Here is a 23,229-nt window from a genome sequence, read left to right as displayed (position 1 = left end):
ACATTATAACTGGTGCTATGCGCGGTTAGGCAACACGTCTTTAATCGTATTACGTAAGTTACGTAGTGAGGCAACCGTGCTGTCCCAATCTAGGCAGCCATCGGTGATTGATTTGCCGTATTCAAGCTGACTTGGGTCGTCAGTTAACTTCTGATTGCCACCTTTTAGATGACTTTCAATCATCAAGCCCATAATAGACTGGTTACCATTGCTGATTTGTTCAGCAACGTTTTGGATGACCATAGGCTGTAAGTAAGGGTCTTTACCCGAGTTTGCATGGCTTGAGTCAATCATGATTTTGACCATAGCATTGCCTTTTTCAAGCTCATTCTCAGCCTGTTCAACCGATGACTGGTCATAGTTTGGCTTGCCATTACCACCACGTAATACCACATGCGCGTAAGGGTTGCCTTTTGACTTGATAATGCAAACCTGACCATCGCTTGATAGTCCTAGGAAGTTATGACCAGATTTCACAGCATTCATCGCATTAACAGCAACGGTCATACCACCATCTGTACCATTTTTGAAACCAACAGGGCATGATAGGCCAGAGCTCATTTCACGGTGCGTCTGACTCTCTGTGGTACGTGCACCAATGGCTGACCAACTGATTAAGTCTTGTATATATTGCGGTGTATTTGGATCAAGTGCTTCTGTGGCGCAAGGTAGTCCTTTCTCATTTAGGTCTAGTAATAGTTTACGCGCCATACGTAGACCTTTTTCAATATCGAAGCTATCGTTCATATCTGGGTCATTAATCAGACCTTTCCAGCCAACGGTAGTACGTGGTTTTTCGAAGTAGACACGCATTACAATATAGATGCTGTCTTTTAATTCTTCGGCCAATTTAACCAGCTTATCTGCATATTCATGTGCCGCTTTAACGTCATGGATAGAGCAAGGGCCAACCACAACCAATAAGCGCTTGTCTTTACCATCAAGAATGTCTTGAATGGTCGTACGACCTTTAAGTACCGTTTGACACGCCTTTTCTGATAAAGGGTATTCAGATTTAAGGCTGGCCGGTGTGATAAGTGGGATGAATTCTTCGATATTCACGTCGTCAATGTCCGTGGTATGGGTAGTCGATGTTGTTGTCATAAGCGATCTGCCTGGTTTAAATAATTATAAAAAAAGTTTGGAAGTTAGGGCGTGTGGAACATTCGACCATGGCACTGGCGGCGACTATTTTTTAGTCAATATGCAGTGAAATTTTTGACGCTTAGTCATTCTAAGTTAGACAATTTCGCAATATATTGGTAAAAAAGAGTCCCGCCCCGCAGGGCTGATGCTAAAATCGCCCCAGACGTTGTTGCAAACCTAGTCAAGGTCTAGACATTAACTACGGTTTACGCCTAGTCTGAAACAATTTTAGCTATCAGCAATGCTAATTTGCGAATGTTCCACACGCCCTAATTTTAGTCTGTGAATTTTATGTGCCGAATAAAAGGGCGTTAATTATGCTATCTATTTATCACTGAGGGTTCAGCAATGCCTTTATTATCAATCTATGTCATGTCTTTTTAGGACAATTGATAGAACGCATCTTATTCGTACTATTAACTTTATTATGGGGTGTAATGTGTGGATTGACAAGAGTAAAGGCGGGGTTATTTCTTTATATAAGAATAGGTGGGCCAAATTTTTGTTATACTGGAGATGTTTATAATCTTCTAATATTAAAGTAGAGTTCGCTATGCTGGCAAGCGCTGCACAATCATTACAGTCTCAAACTAAGCCGCTCATTATTGGTATTGTGGCAGGAGAAGCATCAGGTGATAGCCTTGGTGCTGATTTTATGGCGCAAATGAATAATTTGTATGAGCAAGTGGTTTGGGTCGGTGTTGGCGGCCCCAAAATGAAAGCGCAGGGTTTACAGTCCTTATTCCCATTAGAGCGTCTAGCGGTTATGGGACTGGTCGAAGTATTATCGCAATTGCCCGATTTGCTCAAAGCACGTAGAGAGTTGGTTGAGGCCTTTACTGCTGCCAATATAGACTGGTTTATAGGTATTGATGCCCCTGATTTTAATTTACGCGTTGCCAAAAAACTGAAGCCAAAAGGTATCTTTTGTGTGCAGTACGTTAGCCCCTCCATTTGGGCATGGCGAGAGTCGCGTATTGAGTCGATTAAAAAGGCGACGCATTTGGTGCTGTGTCTGTTTCCATTTGAGTTAGAGGTGTATGAGCGTCATAATCATCCTGCTATCTGTGTTGGGCATCCGCTGCTGCATAATTTGCCACGTGAGTTTGTGGAGATATCCACGCTTGAGCAGCGCCGTGAACTGGTGTGGAATAATCCTGAATTACATGAATTCTTTGCTAATCGTAAAGAAGATATCAGTCAGATAATTTGTTTAATGCCAGGTTCAAGACGCTCTGAGATTAATGCCATTTTGCCTTTGATGCTCGATGCGGTCGCTCGCTTATTATTGGTCGATGAGCATCTGTGCTTTGTGATTCCAACCATCGATAAAAACCATCAATATATTGTGCAAGACTTAATTGATAGACAAAATGAATCGCTGCGTTCAGCGGTCGCGGTCGCGTATGACGAAAGTCAAAGCAAAGCAGATTTTAGTCAATCGATTATGGCGATGTGTGATTTGATTGTTTTGGCATCCGGAACAGCGACCTTAGAGGCCATGTTATTACATCGCCCCATGGTGGTGGTGTATCAGATGAATAAGCTGACATATGCTATTGCCAGTCGCTTAGTAAAAGTACCTTATGTTGCCTTGCCAAATATTCTGGCAGACGAGCAAATTGTACCTGAGCTGATTCAAGAGGAGGCCACAGGTGATAATATCTGCCGAGCGGTGACGCGATTAAGACAGACCCGAGACTATGATGAGCAGCTGCATAACCTGCAACAAACGTCCGAGTGGTTAAGAGAGCAGAGCAATCAAAGCGCAGTGGCCGCTGTTATCAATACTTGGCATGATTATCAGGCCCGACAGTAGCCTATTTTAATCAGTAGTTCACTATTTACTGTCATTGATTGATTTTAAATAACTCATCGCTTCTATGAGACAGGCAATACTCTTTTATGACCGTGATTGATCAAGATATCAATGAACTACCCCGTTTACCGTCTGCACAGCCGAGCCTGTCTTTTGAATTAAGCCAACCAATCAAGTTGCAAGGCGAAGTACATGAGACTGCGTTCATTCAAGACATTACGAAGTACTTTTTAGAAAATGATAACAACGATCAGTCGTATTGCATTGAGATAGGGGTTGATGAGGTTGGTCGTGGTCCACTATATGGTAGTGTGGTAATTGCGGCTGCTATCTTGCCGAGCACATGGTCTGGCGAAATAGAAAGTGCATTATTAACAGACACGGCGCTGGCAATATTGACCGATTCTAAGAAACTCACTGAACCAAAGCGGGAGCGTCTATACTTACCAATTAAAGAGCAGGCGTTGGCCTACCTTATTGTTGAGGTACCGGCTGCTGCCATTGATGACATTAATATCCTGCAAGCGACCATGCTAGGTATGCGCCTTGCCTGTGAGCAATTGATGATTCAGGTTAGTCAAAGTATTTTGTCCAGTCAGCAACAGCTGGCTGTTTCCGAGCCGCTCTCATCGATTGAATTTAAACTACTTATTGATGGTAATAAGATACCTGATTTAGACTGGCAGCAGTTAGAGAGTCAGCAAATAGGTGGTAATGATGGCTTTAACGTAGAATCCGAAGCTTGGATAAAGGGTGATGGGCGTCATACGGCTATTGCCGCTGCGAGTGTGCTGGCTAAGGTAACGCGAGATAAGCAAGTGATAGAAGATGGGCTTGCCAATCCAGGTTATGGGCTTGAGAAACACAAAGGTTATCCCACCAAAGCGCATATAGAAGCGATTCAGAAACTGGGCGTACTGCCGCAGCATCGCCGCAGTTTTAGACCAGTGCAGGATGCTTTATCACCCCAATCATAAATGAGTCGTTTAGAAAACTTGATAACCGGCTTTAGTATAGACTCTTAATAGGTAGCGTAAACAAGAGACCTTATGAGGTCTCATTTTGTTTAGAGCGTTAACGTTATTTTTTGTTTTGAATAGGGTACTCATTAAGATGCTGATGCAGTATTTTACGTAAGGTTAATACCGCTTCAGGTGTCTCATGAATACCGTGACCTCCAGAAATAATGGTTTCACTTTTTGCACCCTCCAAATGCGCGCTGCTATAAGGAACGATACCATCTGACATACTTGGAGTAACAGTCTGAGTTAAATCATCTTTTAAATCGCCAATGGTCATTGGCTGTTCAATCTCTTTACCTTCAACGCCAAGATCTGGCATACTTTGCTTACCAACATTTGCCGTTTCAGGAGACGCATCTGATAGAGAGGTCTTTGGTGTAGTCGCTATATTCAGCCTTAATAAACCTTGGAAAATATCGGAATCTCTATTAGCGATAATAGAGTGATAGGTCACATCATCTGCAATCTTAAGATCAGCAGTTAGCTTCATAAACGATGATTTATCACTAAGCTGACTGGCACCATTCTCAAAATACAACGCGCCTAATGGGTTAGCAACGAGCTCACCCTCAGAGGCGATACTGGTTAGGTTGCCCTTGATGGTTTGTGCAAAGCCAATAGGTAGCTGCACAATGCGGCGTAATAACTGAGTAAACCAACGATCTGCAAAGTCTGTTCCTCTAAACGGTGCAGAAATAAACACCGCAGTATCGACGCTATCAAGCTTATGTAAGTGCAATCTGTTACTGACATTAAGCTTATCAATCTCTGAAGATAGCAATTTGCTTAAACGGCGATCAGATTCCTCTGCAGTCAGTGTGTTAAAGCGAGATTCTAGGTTTTGATTAGACACCATCATACGCCCAATGACCGCACCCATGCTATGGCCGATAAGCACACTGTGCTGACTGGCCGGATGTTTCCCAGCTGGATCATTCATCTGATAAGCAGTTTCAATCAGCTCTTGGATGCGATAACGGTTTTCTAAAATCGGAATATTGGTGGGATAAAATATCTGCCACACTTGATAGTTATCACGCAGTTTCGGGTCATTTGAGATATCGTTAGTCACACTGACCCAAGTAGCTGGGCTAGAGGCCAAACCGTGCAGCATAATAATAATGCGCTTGTTCGGATCATAAGGCTCTAACATGAACAGTTGTGGCAATGTCAGTGTCTGCTGCTTGGCCAATAAGTTAAAGTAACCGACATTATCCAGTCTATTTTCAGCAAGCCACATACCATAACTTGCAGAGAAGTTAGCGCCTAGATAATACGATTGACCCAAAATATCAATACTTTCGGTGTGATAGGGGTTATATAGATGGATATCAAAATCGTGGCTGTCTAAAATATCCTCAAGCGTGTCTCCCTTAGGCAGCACGACACCAGTCATCAGTAAGTTGCCAGTGAGGTAAATACGATCTATCGGATTTTCAGAGTTTAAGGTTGCATTATCCGCTTTAAGCATACCGGTGACGGAGGTCTCGAGTCGCTCATCAAGCAAAGAGACATAGCTAACCCCGAAGCCTTCTCTTTCACTGATGGTGTTAAGGCCAGAGAAGCTTAAGTCGTGACTGGCGTACAGTTTATCGATGCTTTTGTTATGGCGCTGAGTGTTCTGCAAGTATTCAGGCTCATTGGGTAAATATAAATCAATGGAAATCGTTTCGGTGCGTATGCTAGAACCGCCTGCGGTATCCTCTTGGCTTTCTGTCTTTTCGGTGCCTTGAATGTTATTAAAATAGTTGTCTTCTGATAACGGCGGAAAGATGAAGTTTAAAACCTTAATTTGCTCGCCATAAGGCATACCATTGGCTTCATTAAGGCCATCTTGCATCGAGCGTTTGGCATCTTTGACTAGCTCTGAGCTAATATATGAATTAACTTTTGCTGATTGCTGAGTATGGTCTTTATTAGAGTAAAGTTGTTTAATCAAGGCATCAGTCGCTGCCTCATAAACATCCTTGGTTTGAATATCTAAGTCAGTCGGTAAGTTATTGGGCAGGCGTCGCATTTCTCTAGCATCATCAGAATTGGGATGCAACTGCGCATAAAACAGATAGCCATAACTATACTTAATCGCATTTAATAGACTGTCGCGGTATTCGGTATTACAGCGAGTTAAATAGTCTATTAATTCATCTTTCTGCTCTGGCGTTCTAGGCGCATTGGCATAATAAGGATCAATAGGCGGGCGTAATATTTTTTCAACGCAGCTGTTAGATTCGGCGATGGACTTAGCTTTTGCCAAATACACTTCTGCATACAGTGCTAAAGATTGGCGGCTGTTTTTATTTAATATTCCTTTCTCAATTTTATTGATACAGACATCAAAGTTATCAAGACATTCACCGGCAGGCACGCCCATGGATACCAAAACCGAGGAGGTTTTATTACTTAATCGATTGGTAGTGACAATATTGCCACGTTGCCTCTCAATAGTTTGACTGGCACTCTTTTTTTCGACAGAGACCACACTACAAGAAGTAGACAACAAGATGCCAAAAGCTAAGCTTATGCTAGCCATTAGTCGAGTAGGAGATATATGTTTGTGCATGAGAGTCAACCTAAGCAATAACTTATTAAAATGTTAGTAGAATATTTTTATAATTTTTATAGAGATAGTTAATAAACTTATTAGTTAACGAAAGTCAGCTAGCTTATAAAAACAAAGCCACTAATCAGTGGCTTTATTTAGGATATCATAAATAAATTGTAATATTATTTTAGCGTAAAATAAGCGTAAGTATCATACTTTCTTAAGTAGGCATGACAAGGACTAAACGCTCTATCTAGACGCTTATCGAGAAGGCAGATCCCAGATATAGTATTGACCAGACTCAACCATTTCGATTTGTTTGGTTAACTGAGTATCATTTGGATGCTTCTGTTGTAAGCTTCTTAAACGGCTTAACGCACCTGAACGGTTGTCATTTAATAAATCTGTTTGAGCCAAGCTTTGCTCTGCTTCTTTATAGCTTTGAGACGCCGCCTTCATTAGGTATTTTTTACCTTCTTTAAAGCCGCCGCCCTCTGATAACATCATGCCATAGATAAAGTTGGCTTCTGCACTGTCTGGCTGTCTATCGATAGCTTTAGCGATAAAGGTACTGCCACGTACAGCATAGTCTGAGCCTAAATCTAGGTTACGTGCCATGCCGTTTAATTTTGCCGCACGTAGTAGTACTTCATATGATGCATTTGGTGCTTCAGCGAAAGGACGTAACCATTGCTCTAACTCTTTAAGCTTCTCTTTAGCGTAATAACGCTCACTCTTTGAGCTAAAGTTAGGGGGGTAGTGACGTGCATTTGGACTGATTTCATCAATAAAATCATCCAATAAGCTTACATCTAATAAATCAGTACCATTATTGGTTGTTTTGGGGATAATAACCGTTGTCACGTAGCTGACGTCTGACACGCTAACGTTAGGCGTTGGAATACCTGCTAAGCGAGTAGAGGTCAAGTCCGTTGCATTACGTAATGGGTCATTTAATAACTCTTGTGAGTCATATTTGACCTTGTAGACATTACCCGTGGTTTCTTGCTGTTGATTGGTTGATTTTGGATTAATACGCGGTGCAGACTCAATATTGGCGTTAGCATAATTGGTATTGCTATAACCGGTATTAGCCGTACCAGTATTATTCATGGTGTTTGCTGCGATAGCATGGCCAGCAGAAGCAATGCCGGCAAGTAGTAGGGCGCTTGTTAACGCATTCTTGGTTATCTGTTTGGTCATTATAAAATCCTTATTATGGGTTAAATTAAAAGGGTCAGCTGCGAGTATCAGCTGCTGTTAACGGGTCAAAACCAGTGGCTTATCAGTGGCTGTTATGATTCATTTAGATATGATAAGCCAAGTTTTTCATGCGATTTGCCATCCAGCGCATAGAGACGCGAACAGGGGCTGATAATGCTTTACCGCCGTGGTTAAGCGCCGCTTGTCGATGCTCTAACTCTTCAATATTCATTTGAGCCAAAATCTCTTTACTGCGGGTATCTTGTTCAGGCAACTGTTTGATATGGTCTTCTAGATGCTCACTGACTTGCGCTTCTGTTTCGGCAACAAAGCCTAAGCTAAATTCATCAGAGATAATGCCGGCAATGGCGCCTAGACCAAATGACAAGCCATACCAAACCGGTGTAAAGACGCTAGGGTGACTGCCTAATTCGTCAAGACGGGTCTCGCACCAAACTAAGTGATCAATCTCTTCATCAGCGGAGTGCTGCATGGCTTGTTTCACCGCGCTGTCTTTTGCAGCAAAAGCTTGACCATGGTATAAGCCCTGTGCGCAAACCTCTCCAGTGTGATTGATACGCATCAAGCCAGCCACATGACGTGACTCATTGATAGACAGTTCAGGGATGGTGTCAGAGCTCACGGGTAATGGGCGTGCGGTTTGATTAGAATGTGGAATAATAGCGCGCAGGCTACTATCAAAGCCGATAATGGCACGGTCGATTATACTTAGATTCTTAGCCATACAATCCCCAAAAAGTGATGTCAAACAAAACTAACTAAAGTATAAGCAGTACGCCTATAGGATGTCTATTTTTATTTATATGTAGCGTGTTGCTACTGTGTTAGCACTAACAAAAACGCCAGGAGTCTCCTAGCGTTTTTGCTAATCAAGTGGGCAAGCTTTTGGTAAGGGGTTTTAATCGTTAGTAGATAAATCTATAATAGATAATCTGACTATTTAAGCTCTACCGTCGCGCCTTTCTCAATATTTGCATAAACTTCTAGCACGTCCCAGTTAGTCAGGCGAACACAACCGGCCGATGCTTGACGGCTAATACCTTCAGGAACTGGTGAGCCATGAATACCATAAGATGGTTTTGATAGACCCATCCACACCACACCAACTGGGTTATTTGGACCTGGTGGTAACATAAATACTTGTTTATTATCAGTATTTTTGTTTACTGTGGCACGATACCAAGGCATTTTAACCTTATTTACAATTTTAAAAGTACCACTAGGCGATGGGGTGCTGCTGCTACCCACAGTCGTTGGATAAGTGGCGACTAATTTATCATTGTTATAAGCATACAGTGTCTTATCAGCTTTGTTAGCAACAACACGATTAATAGTCGCCTTTAATGGGTCGCCCGTATTAACAACGGTAATGGTTTCGCCAACAGTATACTTTTTACCTTTATTAAGCTTCTCAAGATAGCGTACATCCATATGAAAACGCTCACCTAACATTTCTTTGATATCTTGATAATAAAGACCTTTCATCTTAGATTTGGCTTCTGAACCTGATGGGGTCGGAGCAAAATTAGTATCTAAATCTGCTTGAGTCAGCGTGTACTCAACCAATACTGGCTGGCTTAAATCAATATTCTTAGTTAATGCACGCCACGTTGCCGAGTCCATTTTACCGGTGCTTGGCAATCCTTTCATGGTTTGGAAGTTGGCTAATGCTTTTTGACTGTTCATGCCCCAACCACCATCAATTGGGCCAGGTGACGCATGGTTCCAGTCTAACAGCGCTTGCATTTTTACGGTCATTGCCGTGTTTTTGCGCATATTAGGCGACCAAGTAGCACTGTTTACCGCACGTGCATAGTTAGACAGGTTAGTGGTCTTATAGATTTTTCCGTCTTTATTCTCAATACTCTTAATAGAGTCTTCATCATTACTGTTTGGTGTTATAGAGGCAACCGCCTGACCAGCGGCCAAATCGCTGTCGTCCTGCTCTTTAATCTCTTCACTGACCTTAGCGTTAACGGTAGCTGTCTCAGAACGCTGTGCGTTATCTTCTATAGATGCGTCGTCTAGGCTCACATCTTCGTCAATATCATTTTGATTATTGTCTGCATCTATAGTGGCAATCGTGCGTGTTTGTTCAGTCACGGTTGATTCATCGATAAGCTGTTGTAATCTATCAACAGGCTTGGCGGCTAGTGCAGAGCTACTAAACGCAAATAGGGTAGCGGCAATAGTGCTCGCAAGAAGTTTTGGTAAAAACGGAGAGTTTTTTGTGGTCATAGTCATACAAATATTCATAAGCAAAATAGTGCTGCTATTATGCGACGAAAATCATCTACTGGCAAATGTTTACCACAAAACCTAATGTATTAGTAACAATTGAGCGAGTTAACAGAGAGGTTGTGTCTAGATATCTATTGATAGACGCCTTCTAACACACTGGTTTTATCATGCTCTAATGGCTGTTGTCGGTACGAGTGTTGGCGTAGCTATCATTTTCTTTAGGCTTTATAATGCTTAATAATTCCAATGCTTCATAACCTCGCCTTAAAATCTTCTTTGTTGAGGCAGGCTAGGGTAGCGGTTTGATATTTGATGATTGTGCCATCATAGTTATCTATCAGATGCTCTCATTACAAGCTGCTCTAAATTTTTGAAGCATTTTAGATAAAATGGCCTTACTATAAGCCAATCCCTTTTTTATTGTTCACTCACTTATTTGGATAAGAAAATACCTATGGCAATTGATAACGTCAATATAAACACTCAGGCTCAACCATTAGATGCTGCGGCTTTACTTGAGCAAATTCAAAGCGCAGGACATGGCGATTTGCAGTTCGATGGTCAATTTGATTCATTAATCACAGATTGTGATGAAGCGGCGACTACGCTCTATACCATTCGCGACTTTATTCGCTTTTGTGTGACACAGCTGCGTACATATGAGGTGGTCGTGGCTCAAGGTACCACTGATGTATTCGCCGAAGCTGCTGCAATTGTATTACACACTTTATCTCTTGAATGGTCAGCCGATGAGCAGATTTTAGATTGCCGTTTAACGCCTTCAGAGAAGGGTGAGGTATTGTCATTATTGCAGGCTCGAATTATCTACCGTCAGCCGCTTAGCTATTTGATTAATTTGGCTTATTTCTGTGGTATGCCATTTTATGTGGACGAGCGCGTACTTATTCCTCGCTCGCCAATTGCAGAGCTGATTCGTCAGCAGTTCTATCCATATTTCGAAACCAACGAATACGCACAGCCCCTGTTATCAGATGCCGGTGCAGAGCTACCCACCTTTTATTTACATGGTCTAGAGTCTAAGCAGCTACAGCAACCAGAGCGTATTTTGGATTTGTGTACCGGTTCTGGGTGTATTGCTATTGCGACCGCCAATTGGTTTAAAGATGCACTTGTGGATGCCGCAGATATTGATACTTCTGCGTTAGAAGTGGCTGCGGTAAATGTTGAGCATCATGGTATGGAGCATCAGTTAAATCTGATTGAGTCTGATTTATTCGATAAAATTCCACCAGAGAACCAATACGATTTAATCGTGACTAACCCGCCTTATGTCGATGCCGCAGCGATGGCAGAATTACCGCCAGAGTTTATCCATGAGCCTGAGCATGCGCTAGCGGCCGGTCAAGATGGTTTAGACCTAGTGCATAAGATATTACATGAAGCGCCTGACTATTTAACGCCAGAGGGCTTGTTGGTATGTGAAGTGGGTGATAGCGATTGGGCGTTGCGTCAGGCGTATCCTGAGATTCAGTTTGACTGGCTAACATTTGCTCGCGGTGGCCATGGCATCTTTGCTATCGATCGTGAGAAATTAATGGAATACCGTCATCTATTTGCCCAACAAGTAGCGCAGCTAGAAGCCTAGTCTGGTACAGGACTGACCTTAATGAACTGAGCCTCTATTCATATAAGTCATCGATTAACATCAACATAAAGAAAATAAGATTGAGCAAATATTATGGCAGGAAATAGCATCGGGCAAGTATTTAAAGTAATGACCGCAGGCGAGTCGCATGGCGCAGGACTGCTTGCAATTGTGGACGGCGTGCCGCCGGGCATGGACTTAAGCAGCGAAGACTTACAGCTAGATTTAGACCGCCGTAAACCGGGCACCTCTAAATTTGCTACGCAGCGCCGCGAGCCAGATGAGGTAGAGATTATCTCTGGGGTGTTTGAGGGTAAAACCACGGGTACCTCTATCGGGCTATTGATCCGTAATACCAATCAAAAGTCCAAAGACTATAGCGAGATTAAAGATACCTTTCGCCCTGGTCATGCCGATTATACCTATAGCATGAAATACGGCTTCCGTGATTATCGCGGTGGCGGACGTTCTTCAGCACGTGAGACGGCGATGCGGGTTGCTGCAGGCGCTATTGCAAAGAAATATCTAAAAGAGCGTTTGGGGATTGAGATTCACGGGCATGTGGTGCAAATCGGTGATGAAACCATCACGCCGCAAGACCCAAACAGCATTGATTGGGATTTTGTGAACAGTAATCCTTTTTTCTGTGCAGACCCTGACGCCATTCCACGCTTTGAAACCTTGATTAATCGGTTACGCAAAGAAGGTACCAGCTGCGGTGCAAAGCTAGATATTATTGCCTTCAAAGTACCGGTAGGCTTGGGCGAGCCGGTGTTTGATCGTCTAGATGCCGATATTGCCCATGCGATGATGAGTATCAATGCGGTTAAAGGGGTGGAGATTGGCGATGGAATGGCAGTGGCCGGTCAATTTGGTCATAGTGCCCGTGATGAGCTGACTCCAGAAGGCTTTACTGCCAATCATTCGGGTGGCATTTTGGGCGGTATCTCATCGGGTCAAGATATCAAGGTCAGTATTGCTCTAAAGCCAACTTCTAGTATCACCACGCCGGGTAAGAGTATTGATACCAATGGTAATCAGATCGACATGTTGACTAAAGGGCGTCATGATCCTTGCGTTGGTGTGCGCGCGACACCGATTGCAGAGGCCATGCTTGCCATCGTGCTGCTTGATCACTATTTGCGTCATCGTGGTCAAAATGCAGATGTTAAACCACCGGTTGAGCCTATTGCTTAAGGATTGCTTACCTCAAATTAGGTTGGTTAAGCTGCTTAAATTAAGATTATACCAATCATTGACAAGTCTCTTGTCAGTGATTTAACACGTCTATAACAGGGGCGTGCGGTTTGTGATTGATGGATTTGTTACGCTTACTATATATAAATGATAGTTTAATAAATACGATTAATATTTAAAACACTACCTATAAATATAACCAAATACAATAAAGAGGGTGATATGACTCAGACAACAGATGACTTACAGCCATTAGACTCAGACAATAATAAAACAACCAAAGATATGAATGTTGGTCAACAATCGGCGCAAGTCACCGATGAGCAAGTGATTAACTGGATTAAATCGCGTCGCAGTATTGGTAATCTGACCATTCCTGCGCCGACCAATAAGCAAATTAAAGCGGCAATTGAATGTGCGATGACAGCACCCGATCATAAGAAGCTACAGCCTTGGCGCTTTATTGTGACCGAGAAGCAGGCTAGGCATGAATTGGGACGAGCGTTATTAGCAGCGACCCAAGCAAAAGCAGAGCGAGAGGGTACGGAGCTGCCTGAGAAGACAATAGACAAAACACTGAAAATGCCATTACGCGCTCCTATGATTATTACAGTGGTAACAAAGATGCAGTATCATGAGAAAGTACCTGCATTTGAGCAATTACTCAGCGCTGGCGCTGCCACACAAAATTTAATTCTGGCATTAAAAGCGCAAGGATTTAGCACGGTCTGGCGTACTGGATTAATGGCGAACGAGCCTGCGGTCAAATCGTATTTTAATGTGGGCGCAGATGATTATATTGCCGGCTTTATTTATGTAGGTACCAGTCATTGCGATATGCCAATGCGGGATGATATCGATATCAGCGATTTTGTCCGATTTGAATCATAAAGCGTTTGTTAACAGGACAGTCGCTCACTTATTAACAATGATTTATAGTGTAATAAATAGGAATAAGATAGGGACAAACCGTAGCGAATACGATGCGATAGTGGTATAAAATAGCCACATATTATAGGGAATTTAAGGGATAAATTATGAAACTACCAAAAAACAATTTTGCCAAAAAAATATCTGAAAGACTTGGTAATCAAGAACAAAAGTCAACAAGCAGTAGTCAAGATACTGTGTTAGAAGCAGCTGAGGCTAATAAAGCAGACGAGGTAAACAGCTCAGAACAAGAAAATAACAATACCGATACCGATGAACTGGCCTTAGCAGAAGAGGCAACAGTAGACAATAAACAAGCAGAAGCTGTTAATGCAGATACTAGCAATACAGTGGCAGATAACAAATCTGCTTCTAAAGCCAGTATGCTGGCAAGCTTATTTGAAAAAGCGACTAAAGCCAGTAAAGAGAGGTTAGGTGGTCAATCTGCCACACCTATTAATGCGCAGCAAGCAGCTGCTAGTAGCCAGAATGCATCGTCTGTCAAAAAAGCACCGCATCAACTGCGTCTGGCGTTTTTGGGTGGTGGTAGCTTTGGTACAGCGATGTCGAATTTGGCCGCGCGTAACGGCTGTGATTCGACCCTATGGGTGCGGAATAAACGTACGGTTAAAGCACTGCACAAGACACGTGTGAACAAAAAATATCTGCCAGATTTTACCTTAGATGAACGCTTAAAATACGAGCATGATTTAAAAGCTGCCGTGACGGACAAGGACATTATATTCGTGGCCGTACCGAGTTCTGCTTTTAGAGAGACGTTAAAGAAAATTCGTCCTTATTTAACCGGTCAATCAATAGTGTCACTAACCAAAGGTATGGAAAAAGATACCTTTAGTTTGATGAGTGATATTATCCGAGAAGAGCTGCCTGAGGTGAATTATGGCGTAATGTCAGGGCCTAACCTTGCAGTAGAGATTATGCAGAATATGCCGTCTGCATCGGTTATCGCCAGTGAGTCAGAGCTACTACGTCATGCAGTTCAGTCAGCGCTGCACAGTGCCTTCTTTAGAGTATTTGCCTCTGATGATGTGCGCGGTGTTGAGCTTGGCGGTGCGCTTAAGAATATTTATGCGATTGCCATGGGTATGGCCGCCTCTTACAGTGTCGGCGAGAACACCAAGGCCATGCTATTAACCCGTGCATTGGCTGAGATGAGCCGCTTTGGCGCTGCATCTGGCGCCAATCCGCTAACCTTCTTAGGATTATCCGGTGTGGGCGATTTATATGCAACGTGTAGCTCAGAGCTAAGCCGTAACTATCGTATCGGTAACATGCTTGGTAAGGGTGTGAGCCTTGAGGCAGCGATTAAAAAGTTGGGTCAAACCGCAGAAGGGGTAAATACCATTCAGCAAGTGCATGAAAAAGCCACGAAGATGGGTATCTATATGCCAATCACGCATGCTTTATATGCGGTTATCTTTGAAGACCAAGCGGCGTTAGGAGTTGCTCTAAACCTAATGGAGTCTGGCTTTAGAAGTGATGTTGAGTTTGTGATGCCGCATGAATATAGCAATGAAGACATGAGTGCACAAATCGCCGCCGCTGCTAAAAATTAACCAATAGAGACAGTGTTTAACAATAAAGTGTTTAACAATAAATAGGCATAATCAGTACCATTCAACAATAAATAAAACAATAAGGAGAAGGTGCGATGAAAGTGATACTAATGAGACATGGTCAAGCCTCTTACGAAAGTGAGCATGACTCTGAGCGTCAATTGACAGAGTTTGGTGAGCAGCAGGCCGCTGAAACGGCTGAGTATTTATTAAAAAAGTACTCTCCAGATGTGTTCGTGGTCAGCCCGTACGATAGGGCTCAGCAGACCTTAGCGGCCTTTACTAAGCAGAAGCCAGATGTTCCGGTTATTGTGCGCGATACTATCACGCCAGAAGACAATGCTATGACAGGCCTGAAATCTTTAATTGATATTGAGGGCGAATGTGTATTGGTTGTTTGTCACATGCCGATTGTGGCCAAGATGGCTGGATTGCTTTGTGCGCAGGATTCTGAGTCTTATGCACTGGCAGAGGCGCGTGTGTTTGAGGCTGAACTGATTGCACCGGATATGGGCGATGAGGTTGAGCGTTACGTACCTAAGCAGCCATAGATAATGGCTAGTTGTTAGTTTAATTCGTTTTGGTTGGCCAATTATTGATTGCTGATTATTAGTCATCAAAACGGATATCACTGGCCAATATTCTTATATTTGAGCTGACAAAGTACATTAACAAGCGTCATATAAACTACGCCCCATATAAATCGCACATAAATACAGTAACCCTGCTTAATTGAGAAAATATAGTGATACATGTCTGGTTAGATAAGCCGCAAAGCACCTTTAAAGTCTGGGATGAAACGAACTCACAGTGGGAAGTTCTTGCTGGCTTGTCAGAGCTTAACGCTGCGCCTTTTATCAAAAGTAACGATAAAGAGGTGTGCCTATATTTGCCTACCCAAAGTGTTCTTACTCTATCTAATGAGGTCACTGCCGCTCAATTAAAGCAGCTGGGCAAAAGCGGACAGCAGTATTTATTTGAAGACTTGGCATTAAGTCCGGTTGAGCAGCTACAAGTCCGTCATCTGGCAGAAGGTGCAAAGCGTTACTTTTATGCTCTGGGTCAAGCTGAGGTGGAGCAATGGCAACAAAGCTTGGATTTGGCCAGTTATAAATTAACAGCCTTATTACCAGATTTTGTGCTGTTACCAAGCCCCGATAAGGTGCTTGATAGCGAAGTGGTGCTGTATGCAGAAACAAAATCACAAAACGTATCAAATAATGTGCAATCTGATTTACAATCACAGGCATCCGAGACTATTGTTACCTTATTGACAAGATTTTCTCAGGCACAGGGGACGGCAGTTGGTCATGTTTCGTTATTGCCAAGATTGCTGTCAAACATTGAAGAGATTATCTTTGTCAGTGGCTGTAATATCAATCGTGATGGGGTATTGGAAGCCTCGAATCCAAATGGCCATGCAGATATTCCTGATGCGCTACAAAAGATAGCTGATGATTACGGTATCGTGATAACGCCTTCTACTCAGGTTTTAACGCCAGTCACTGCTGCCAATAAACATGCGCTAAATTTTGTTGAAGCCAAACGCACCCAATTGGCATCGCCTTATTTGAGCTTGGTCGCTAGTTTATTGCTGCTGGCAGGTGTTATCCAGATAGCGGCAGACGCGCTACAGTGGTATCAATACGAGCAGGCAGCTACCGAAGTGAAGGCGGCGACGAATAATCAGTTTAATGCTTGGTTCTCTGGTGAGACGTTGAACCCTAAAGTAGATGTGATAGCTCAGGTTAAGCCAAGATTGGCAGCAGATGCGCAGCAACAGTCACAACTAGATATCATGAACCGTGTTGCGCCACTGATTCGCCAGTCGCAATTGACTGCCGAATCACTGCGCTGGAATCCCTCTAATATTATTATGACTGTCAAAGGTGCCAATCGTGAGGGGATTGACCGGTTGTATCAAGGAATGACTGAACAAGGCTTAAATGCCAATTTAGGCGCGGTCAATCCTGCCGCGCAAGGCGAGGTAACTGGAGAGATAACAATAGCGTTAAACACGACCAATGATGCCAATAATACCGATGCTGTGCAGCAATAAGTCAGTTAATCGATTGTTTTATAGCCAGTAAAGAGGACAGTACCATTAACTTAAAAATGAAGCGTTCTAAAACGCCTGACAATCATGTGACTCAGTCTAGTCCTATATCTGCTGAAAAATCAGCAGGAGGCTTCGCTCAGTCAATGCAAGGGCTAAATAATAAATGGAATGAGCTGTCTGGTCGTGATCAGATGGCGCTGATTATTTTGGCTCTGTTTTTGGTGCTGGTTCTCGGTGGTTATGGCGGCTATATGATGCATAAGGCAGCAAACGAGCAAAAACAAACCTATACAACCGCTGTCAGTGAGTACTTCTGGCTGCGTGACCAAGCTGCTAATATCGCGCCTGCACAAAATGGTAACGAAGACATTGCACCTGATCAAAAAGTAATGCAGATATTGACTCAACTTGGTGTAAGTAATCCGCAAGTGCTTAATAGTGGTGAGGCGCTACAGATTAGCTTTAGTCATGACAATCAGAGCGCTGCAAGCAATGCACTTGGCGCTATGGTCAATGCAGGCTTGAGTATTGAGCAGCTGACCATGCAGCAAAATCCAGAGGATAAAGTAATCAGAGTTCAAGCCACTGTTAGCCAATAATTTGAGGGAGTATCATCATGGCCACTCATCATAATAATGAGCCAAAGCCTTATAAAGACAGTATAGAACAATCGTCTGGCCTTAATATTCCAATGGCCGATACCACTCATGATTTGACCCGAACGGCTAATCCTAACAGTCGTCAGGGTCTGGACCCGCAACAAGAAGAGAGTTTAATTCGATATAATCATTTGACTTATCTGCTGTATACGCTCAGCTTTTTTACCGCAGGTATATTGTGGATTGTGCCGATTATTATGAATTATGCACGACGCGGGGATGCTAAAGATAGCTGGCTTGCAACCCACTTTGATTGGCAGATAAAGACCTTCTGGTACAGTATCGTCTTTGGTGTGATGGGACTGATAATGATGTTTATTGGTCTTGGCAGCTTGGGCATTGGCGTATTTGCTGAGAGCTCACATGTCGCTATCGGCGGCAGCGGTATGACAATTATCGGTGGTCTTATATTTGCCTTATCTATTATTTGGCATATTTACCGCATCATTAGAGGCTGGATTGCATTATCAGACAAACGTCCTGTTCCTTGATAGGCAATTCGTCCTAATAAGTAGTCAGTAGATTGCACTGACAAACGATTATGATATTAGCGTCTACCTTATTATTCACACCTCCTAGTCACACTCATATAAAATCGTTATTGCGTTAACCTCGCTAAGCCTACGACAGTAGTGCTTGCACTTAGTTGTCTTGCACCTCATTTATCTGACGGTAACTATATAAAAGGTGAGAAAACTTTAGCAAAATTCAGTTTATTTAGCTTCTCATTATTTATATTATATTAATCTAAAGTTTTTATATTGAAGTTTGGGTTAATATTTAATGTTAGGCGTAATTTGGCTAAATAACAAGAGAAACATCAAAGAGTGATGATATTTTAGTTATGACAAATCGATGATTTACAAGCATTATACTGTTATAATCGTCACCTCTTAAATGCAATAAACCTGAGTGTATTTTTCATCATCTGTGTTCATTCGCTATGTTAACCACGGCGCTCAGGGCTATTAATTTACCCATCTCATAACAGGTTACCCAACGTTATGTCCTATGCCTTATTACGTCCTTTTCTCTTCAATCTAGATCCTGAACATGCTCATGAATTAACCTTGCAGATGCTTGAAAAAGCGCACAAAGCACATGCTTTGGGTTTTATTTACTCACAGCAGTCTTTGCCTACTGAATGTATGGGGATACAGTTTGAAAACCCAGTGGGATTGGCAGCAGGTTTAGATAAAAATGGCCAGTATATAGATGCGCTAGCCGAGCTTGGATTTGGCTTTATTGAAGTAGGCACAGTGACGCCTAGACCTCAACAAGGTAATGATAAGCCACGCTTATTTAGAATTAAGGAAGCAGGGGCGATTATTAACCGTATGGGCTTTAATAATTTGGGTGTCGATCACTTGATTAACAATGTACAGCGTTGTAAATATAAAGGTAATATTGGTATTAACATTGGTAAAAATGCGGTGACACCGGTTGAAAACGCAGCAGATGACTACATATATTGTCTAGAGCGTGTTTATCCACATGCCTCTTATATTACAGTAAATATCTCGTCACCAAATACCAAAAACTTGCGAGATTTGCAAAGTGGTGATGCGCTAACTGAGCTACTAGATACAATTAAAAATCGCCACAGCCAGTTGGCAACAGAGTATGGTTTTTATGTGCCCATGGTATTAAAAGTGGCGCCAGATTTGACGACAGACCAAGTAGATTATATTGCCAAGCAGTTAATTGAATTTGATATTGATGGCTTGATTGCGACCAATACCACGCTTAGCCGAACAGGGGTGGAGGATTTACCTTTTGGTGATGAGGCTGGTGGTTTATCGGGTCGACCTGTGGGTCACTTGAGCACTCAGATTATTGAGCAATTTCAAGAACGTCTAGAGGGCAAAGTGCCAATTATCGGTGTGGGCGGTATTGATAGCGGTGAGAAAGCAGTACGTAAATTACATGCCGGTGCCAGTATGGTGCAATTATATTCTGGCATGATTTACAAAGGACCTAAGCTGGTACAGCAGTGTATTGAGTCTATTACTAGTGACCGTGATTCGTTGATGCTAGAGTCGGGTGATTAGCTTTAAACATCCACCAAGTATCTCGTTTCTTTTAACAGAATATAAGTGAGCTCAATTGGGTATATTAGATATTATCATTGCCATTATTATTTTGGCAGGATTGTGGCGCGGATTTAAGGCCGGATTTATCCGTAGCTCTATTGCGCTAGTCGGGTGGTTTATTGCCTTGTTGGCGGCCACGCGATTGGCTGATGATGTCGCGCCCTATTTAGAAAACTATATTGGCTCGCCAGTACTGCAAGTGGGCGCAGGATTTTTGATTGTAGTGTTGCTTGTTTTATTGGTGATGCAGGTGTTTACACTATTAGTATCAGGTATTGTCAAAAGCTTGCGTTTGGGCTTTATTGACCAATTTGCCGGTGGCGTACTTGGTGCGGCCAAAAGCTTATTAATTGTACTGGTCTTGATGAGTATGTCAGCGCCAGTATTGGTGCAAACGCAAATGTGGCAAAATTCTGCACTGGCACCAGAACTATTACCTTATGCGCCTTTTGCTAAAAAGTTTGCTGCGGATGTTTTGGGTGAGGCATGGCAACAAATTGACATGCCAGATCAAGACAGTGACGCAGCCAATGGCCAAGAAGTTGATGGTCAATAACCGACCACTGATGAGGTTTGTCAGTGAGTTATTCAAACACAACCAAATGAATCTTTTAACCGATAGAAACTATTTTAAAAGGATAGAGTATGTGTGGAGTTGTAGGTGTTGCAGCGCATGAACCAGTCAACCAGATGTTGTATGACGCATTAACTGTGCTACAACACCGTGGTCAGGATGCCGCTGGTATCGTGACTATGAAAGATGGCCGCTTTTTCCTACGTAAAGACAACGGCATGGTGCGTGATGTATTTATGACGCGCCATATGATGCGGTTGGTAGGCGATTTTGGCGTGGGCCATGTTAGATACCCAACTGCTGGTACCTCAAGTAGTGCCGAGGCACAGCCATTTTATGTGAATTCTCCATACGGTATTACGTTGGCGCATAATGGTAACTTAACCAATGCCGAATCGTTGGCCAAAGAGTTGTATCGTGATGATTTGCGTCACTTAAATACCAATTCAGACTCGGAAGTTTTATTAAACGTATTGGCTCATGAAATCCAAGCCCTTGGTAAAACTCAGCCAACCCCTGATGATATTTTTGATGCGATTAGCTCTATGTATAAGCGTATTGAAGGCGCTTATGCCGTTGTTGCGCTAATTACAGGCCAAGGCCTAATTGCCTTTAGAGACCCGAACGGTATCCGCCCATTGGTCTACGGTGAGCGTTTAGCGGCAGACGGCGGCACGGAGTATATGGTGGCTTCTGAGTCTGTGGCGTTAACCGGCTCAGGCTTTAAAATGGTGCGTGATGTGAAACCAGGCGAGGCCATCTTTATTGATCTAAACAACGAGCTACATACTCGTCAGTGTATTGAGCCAAAAGAATATACACCTTGTATCTTTGAGTACGTATATTTTGCCCGTCCTGACTCTATTATGGATAATATTTCCGTCTATAAAGCCCGTTTACGTATGGGTGAAAAACTGGCACAGAAGATTCTTGATGAGTGGGGTGAGGAGCATGATATCGATGTGGTTATCCCGATTCCGGATACCTCACGTACCTCAGCGATGGAGCTTGCGCTTAATCTAAATGTTAAGTACCGCGAAGGCTTTATGAAGAACCGTTATATCGGTCGTACTTTCATTATGCCAGGTCAACAGCAGCGCAAAAAGTCAGTCCGTCAGAAGCTAAATGCGGTACCGCTTGAATTCAAAAACAAAAATGTATTACTAGTGGATGACTCTATCGTGCGTGGTACCACTTGCCATGAGATTATTCAAATGGCACGCGATGCCGGTGCAAACAAAGTCTTCTTCGCGAGCGCTGCGCCACCGGTTAAATATCCAAATGTATATGGTATTGATATGCCAGTACGTCATGAATTGATTGCTTCAGGCCACACGGTTGAAGAAGTTCGTGAAATTATTGGTGCCGATCGTCTTATTTTCCAAGACTTAGATGACTTGATTGAAGCGGTTCAAGATACCAAGCACAGTAAAGTCGAAGGGTTTGATTGTGCGGTATTTGATGGCAAATACATCACAGGCACCATTACTGAAGAGTATCTAGACTACTTGCAACAGCAGCGTAACGACATGGCCAAAACCAAAACGGGCGGTGTTCAAGTTATCTCTGATACGCCAGTAGATATGACTGGCGTTCAAGAGAATGACGGCTTGTAATTGACGGCCGTATTATGTAGGTTGGTTAGCTAAACAAGACAGGTTAACTTTCCTATACATTTACATTTTTTTGTCAAAGTTACCAAACAGTTTGTTACTATTAAAAGCGCTACATGAGTTATATGGCGCTTTTTTTGTGCCTACTACTTTCAGATTTATAAACAGTACATTGACCGAATGTTCAACAGACCCTAAGGATAATTATGTCAAAATCTCTGGTAAATAAATGTTTAACCGGCTCATTATTGGCCGCTACTTTATATGCGGCTGGAATGAGTGCCAATGCTGCACCTTCTGTTAATCAGGGTGATAGAGGTATTAGCCAAATCAATGAAGACGACAATCAAGGTGTCAATCAAAGTACAAGAACGCCTGTGCCAACACCAAGAGTTAATTCAAAAACAACGCCTATATTTTATGGCACGGATGGCGAATATCCATTCTCTAAAGCAGTGCGTGCCGGTAATACCTTGTATATGTCAGGTGAGCTTGGTATGAAGGATGGTAAAGTGGTCGAGGGCGGCGTGAAAGCGGAAACAGCACAGGCGTTAGATAATATTAACCAGACCTTATTAAGCTATGGCTATCAAAGCTCTGACTTGGTCAAATGCATGGTAATGATGACAGATATGAAGGATTTTGGCGATTTTAACGAGGTATATAAAGCCAAGCTAAGTAAGCCTTATCCTGTACGTTCTGCATTCGCTGTTAAAGAATTAGCATTGGGTGCTAATGTAGAAATAGAGTGTATGGCTGTTAAATAGACTGTTATTGATAAACTGATTTAATCATTTGAATGTCTCGTCCTAAAATAGGTTGATGATTTAAAACAAGCCAGATACCCCGTGTATCTGGTTTTTTCTATGCAGAACACCCATAACTTTGATGAAACTCGAAAGGCGTTCTCATATTCAAACTCAAATG

Annotated in this window: 19 protein-coding genes; 14 read left to right on the top strand and 5 right to left on the bottom strand. The window is 42.7% G+C overall.

What is annotated here, in order from left to right; all coding sequences use genetic code 11:
• Positions 1-15 precede the first annotated feature (15 nt).
• A complete protein-coding gene (locus AC2SLM_RS08045; protein WP_486553103.1) occupies positions 16-1,104 on the bottom strand; it encodes a 3-deoxy-7-phosphoheptulonate synthase in 1,089 nt (362 codons plus the stop codon).
• Positions 1,105-1,699: 595 nt separating this feature from the next.
• Between AC2SLM_RS08045 and lpxB the strand changes: the two genes are divergently transcribed.
• Both lpxB and AC2SLM_RS08035 read left to right on the top strand, forming a co-directional pair.
• On the top strand, positions 1,700-2,965 hold the full coding sequence (gene lpxB / locus AC2SLM_RS08040; protein WP_486553101.1) for a lipid-A-disaccharide synthase: 1,266 nt from the start codon (positions 1,700-1,702) through the stop codon (positions 2,963-2,965).
• 86 nt (positions 2,966-3,051) lie between these two features.
• Positions 3,052-3,942 carry a ribonuclease HII gene (locus AC2SLM_RS08035; protein WP_486553099.1) on the top strand — a complete coding sequence of 297 codons (891 nt, stop codon included), beginning with the start codon at positions 3,052-3,054 and terminating at the stop codon, positions 3,940-3,942.
• A 103-nt stretch (positions 3,943-4,045) separates the two neighbouring features.
• Here AC2SLM_RS08035 and AC2SLM_RS08030 read toward each other — a convergent pair whose 3' ends face one another.
• The 4 genes from AC2SLM_RS08030 to AC2SLM_RS08015 all read right to left on the bottom strand — a co-directional run bounded on the left by AC2SLM_RS08030 (position 4,046) and on the right by AC2SLM_RS08015 (position 9,997).
• On the bottom strand, positions 4,046-6,547 hold the full coding sequence (locus tag AC2SLM_RS08030; RefSeq protein WP_486553098.1) for an esterase/lipase family protein: 2,502 nt from the start codon (positions 6,545-6,547) through the stop codon (positions 4,046-4,048).
• Positions 6,548-6,790: 243 nt separating this feature from the next.
• Positions 6,791-7,732 carry a tetratricopeptide repeat protein gene (locus AC2SLM_RS08025; RefSeq protein WP_486553096.1) on the bottom strand — a complete coding sequence of 314 codons (942 nt, stop codon included), beginning with the start codon at positions 7,730-7,732 and terminating at the stop codon, positions 6,791-6,793.
• Between the two features lie 103 nt (positions 7,733-7,835).
• On the bottom strand, positions 7,836-8,477 hold the full coding sequence (coq7, locus tag AC2SLM_RS08020; RefSeq protein ID WP_486553094.1) for a 2-polyprenyl-3-methyl-6-methoxy-1,4-benzoquinone monooxygenase: 642 nt from the start codon (positions 8,475-8,477) through the stop codon (positions 7,836-7,838).
• A gap of 212 nt (positions 8,478-8,689) precedes the next feature.
• On the bottom strand, positions 8,690-9,997 hold the full coding sequence (locus tag AC2SLM_RS08015; RefSeq protein WP_486553092.1) for a L,D-transpeptidase family protein: 1,308 nt from the start codon (positions 9,995-9,997) through the stop codon (positions 8,690-8,692).
• Positions 9,998-10,448: 451 nt separating this feature from the next.
• On the opposite strand from AC2SLM_RS08015, the gene prmB reads away from it, so the two are divergent.
• From prmB to AC2SLM_RS07955, 12 genes are all read left to right on the top strand, one after another.
• Positions 10,449-11,600, top strand: coding sequence for a 50S ribosomal protein L3 N(5)-glutamine methyltransferase (gene prmB, locus AC2SLM_RS08010; RefSeq protein ID WP_486553090.1), 1,152 nt, complete (start codon positions 10,449-10,451; stop codon positions 11,598-11,600).
• Positions 11,601-11,693: 93 nt separating this feature from the next.
• Entirely contained in the window at positions 11,694-12,797 is a 1,104-nt protein-coding gene (gene aroC, locus AC2SLM_RS08005) for a chorismate synthase (RefSeq protein WP_486553088.1), read from the top strand.
• 285 nt (positions 12,798-13,082) lie between these two features.
• The gene (locus AC2SLM_RS08000; protein ID WP_486540941.1) at positions 13,083-13,688 is read left to right on the top strand and encodes a nitroreductase family protein; all 606 of its coding nucleotides are present in this window, start codon (positions 13,083-13,085) and stop codon (positions 13,686-13,688) included.
• Between the two features lie 146 nt (positions 13,689-13,834).
• Positions 13,835-15,304, top strand: coding sequence for an NAD(P)H-dependent glycerol-3-phosphate dehydrogenase (locus AC2SLM_RS07995; protein ID WP_486553087.1), 1,470 nt, complete (start codon positions 13,835-13,837; stop codon positions 15,302-15,304).
• Between the two features lie 95 nt (positions 15,305-15,399).
• On the top strand, positions 15,400-15,855 hold the full coding sequence (locus AC2SLM_RS07990) for a SixA phosphatase family protein (protein WP_486540717.1): 456 nt from the start codon (positions 15,400-15,402) through the stop codon (positions 15,853-15,855).
• 194 nt (positions 15,856-16,049) lie between these two features.
• Entirely contained in the window at positions 16,050-17,363 is a 1,314-nt protein-coding gene (locus AC2SLM_RS07985) for a type II secretion system protein L (RefSeq protein WP_486553085.1), read from the top strand.
• Between the two features lie 56 nt (positions 17,364-17,419).
• A complete protein-coding gene (gene gspM, locus AC2SLM_RS07980; protein ID WP_486540713.1) occupies positions 17,420-17,962 on the top strand; it encodes a type II secretion system protein GspM in 543 nt (180 codons plus the stop codon).
• A 17-nt stretch (positions 17,963-17,979) separates the two neighbouring features.
• Complete coding sequence (locus tag AC2SLM_RS07975; RefSeq protein WP_486540711.1) at positions 17,980-18,513, top strand: DUF4870 family protein; 534 nt, start codon at positions 17,980-17,982, stop codon at positions 18,511-18,513.
• A gap of 513 nt (positions 18,514-19,026) precedes the next feature.
• A complete protein-coding gene (locus AC2SLM_RS07970) occupies positions 19,027-20,073 on the top strand; it encodes a quinone-dependent dihydroorotate dehydrogenase (protein WP_486553083.1) in 1,047 nt (348 codons plus the stop codon).
• A gap of 55 nt (positions 20,074-20,128) precedes the next feature.
• Positions 20,129-20,671, top strand: coding sequence for a CvpA family protein (locus AC2SLM_RS07965; protein ID WP_486553082.1), 543 nt, complete (start codon positions 20,129-20,131; stop codon positions 20,669-20,671).
• Between the two features lie 89 nt (positions 20,672-20,760).
• The gene (gene purF / locus AC2SLM_RS07960) at positions 20,761-22,305 is read left to right on the top strand and encodes an amidophosphoribosyltransferase (protein ID WP_486540705.1); all 1,545 of its coding nucleotides are present in this window, start codon (positions 20,761-20,763) and stop codon (positions 22,303-22,305) included.
• A 203-nt stretch (positions 22,306-22,508) separates the two neighbouring features.
• A complete protein-coding gene (locus AC2SLM_RS07955; RefSeq protein WP_486553081.1) occupies positions 22,509-23,069 on the top strand; it encodes a RidA family protein in 561 nt (186 codons plus the stop codon).
• Positions 23,070-23,229 lie beyond the last annotated feature (160 nt).

It is taken from the genome of Psychrobacter sp. CX16 (genome assembly GCF_057396245.1).
Note: the sequence above shows the minus strand (reverse complement) of the source record. Positions and strands in the feature narration are given on the sequence as shown.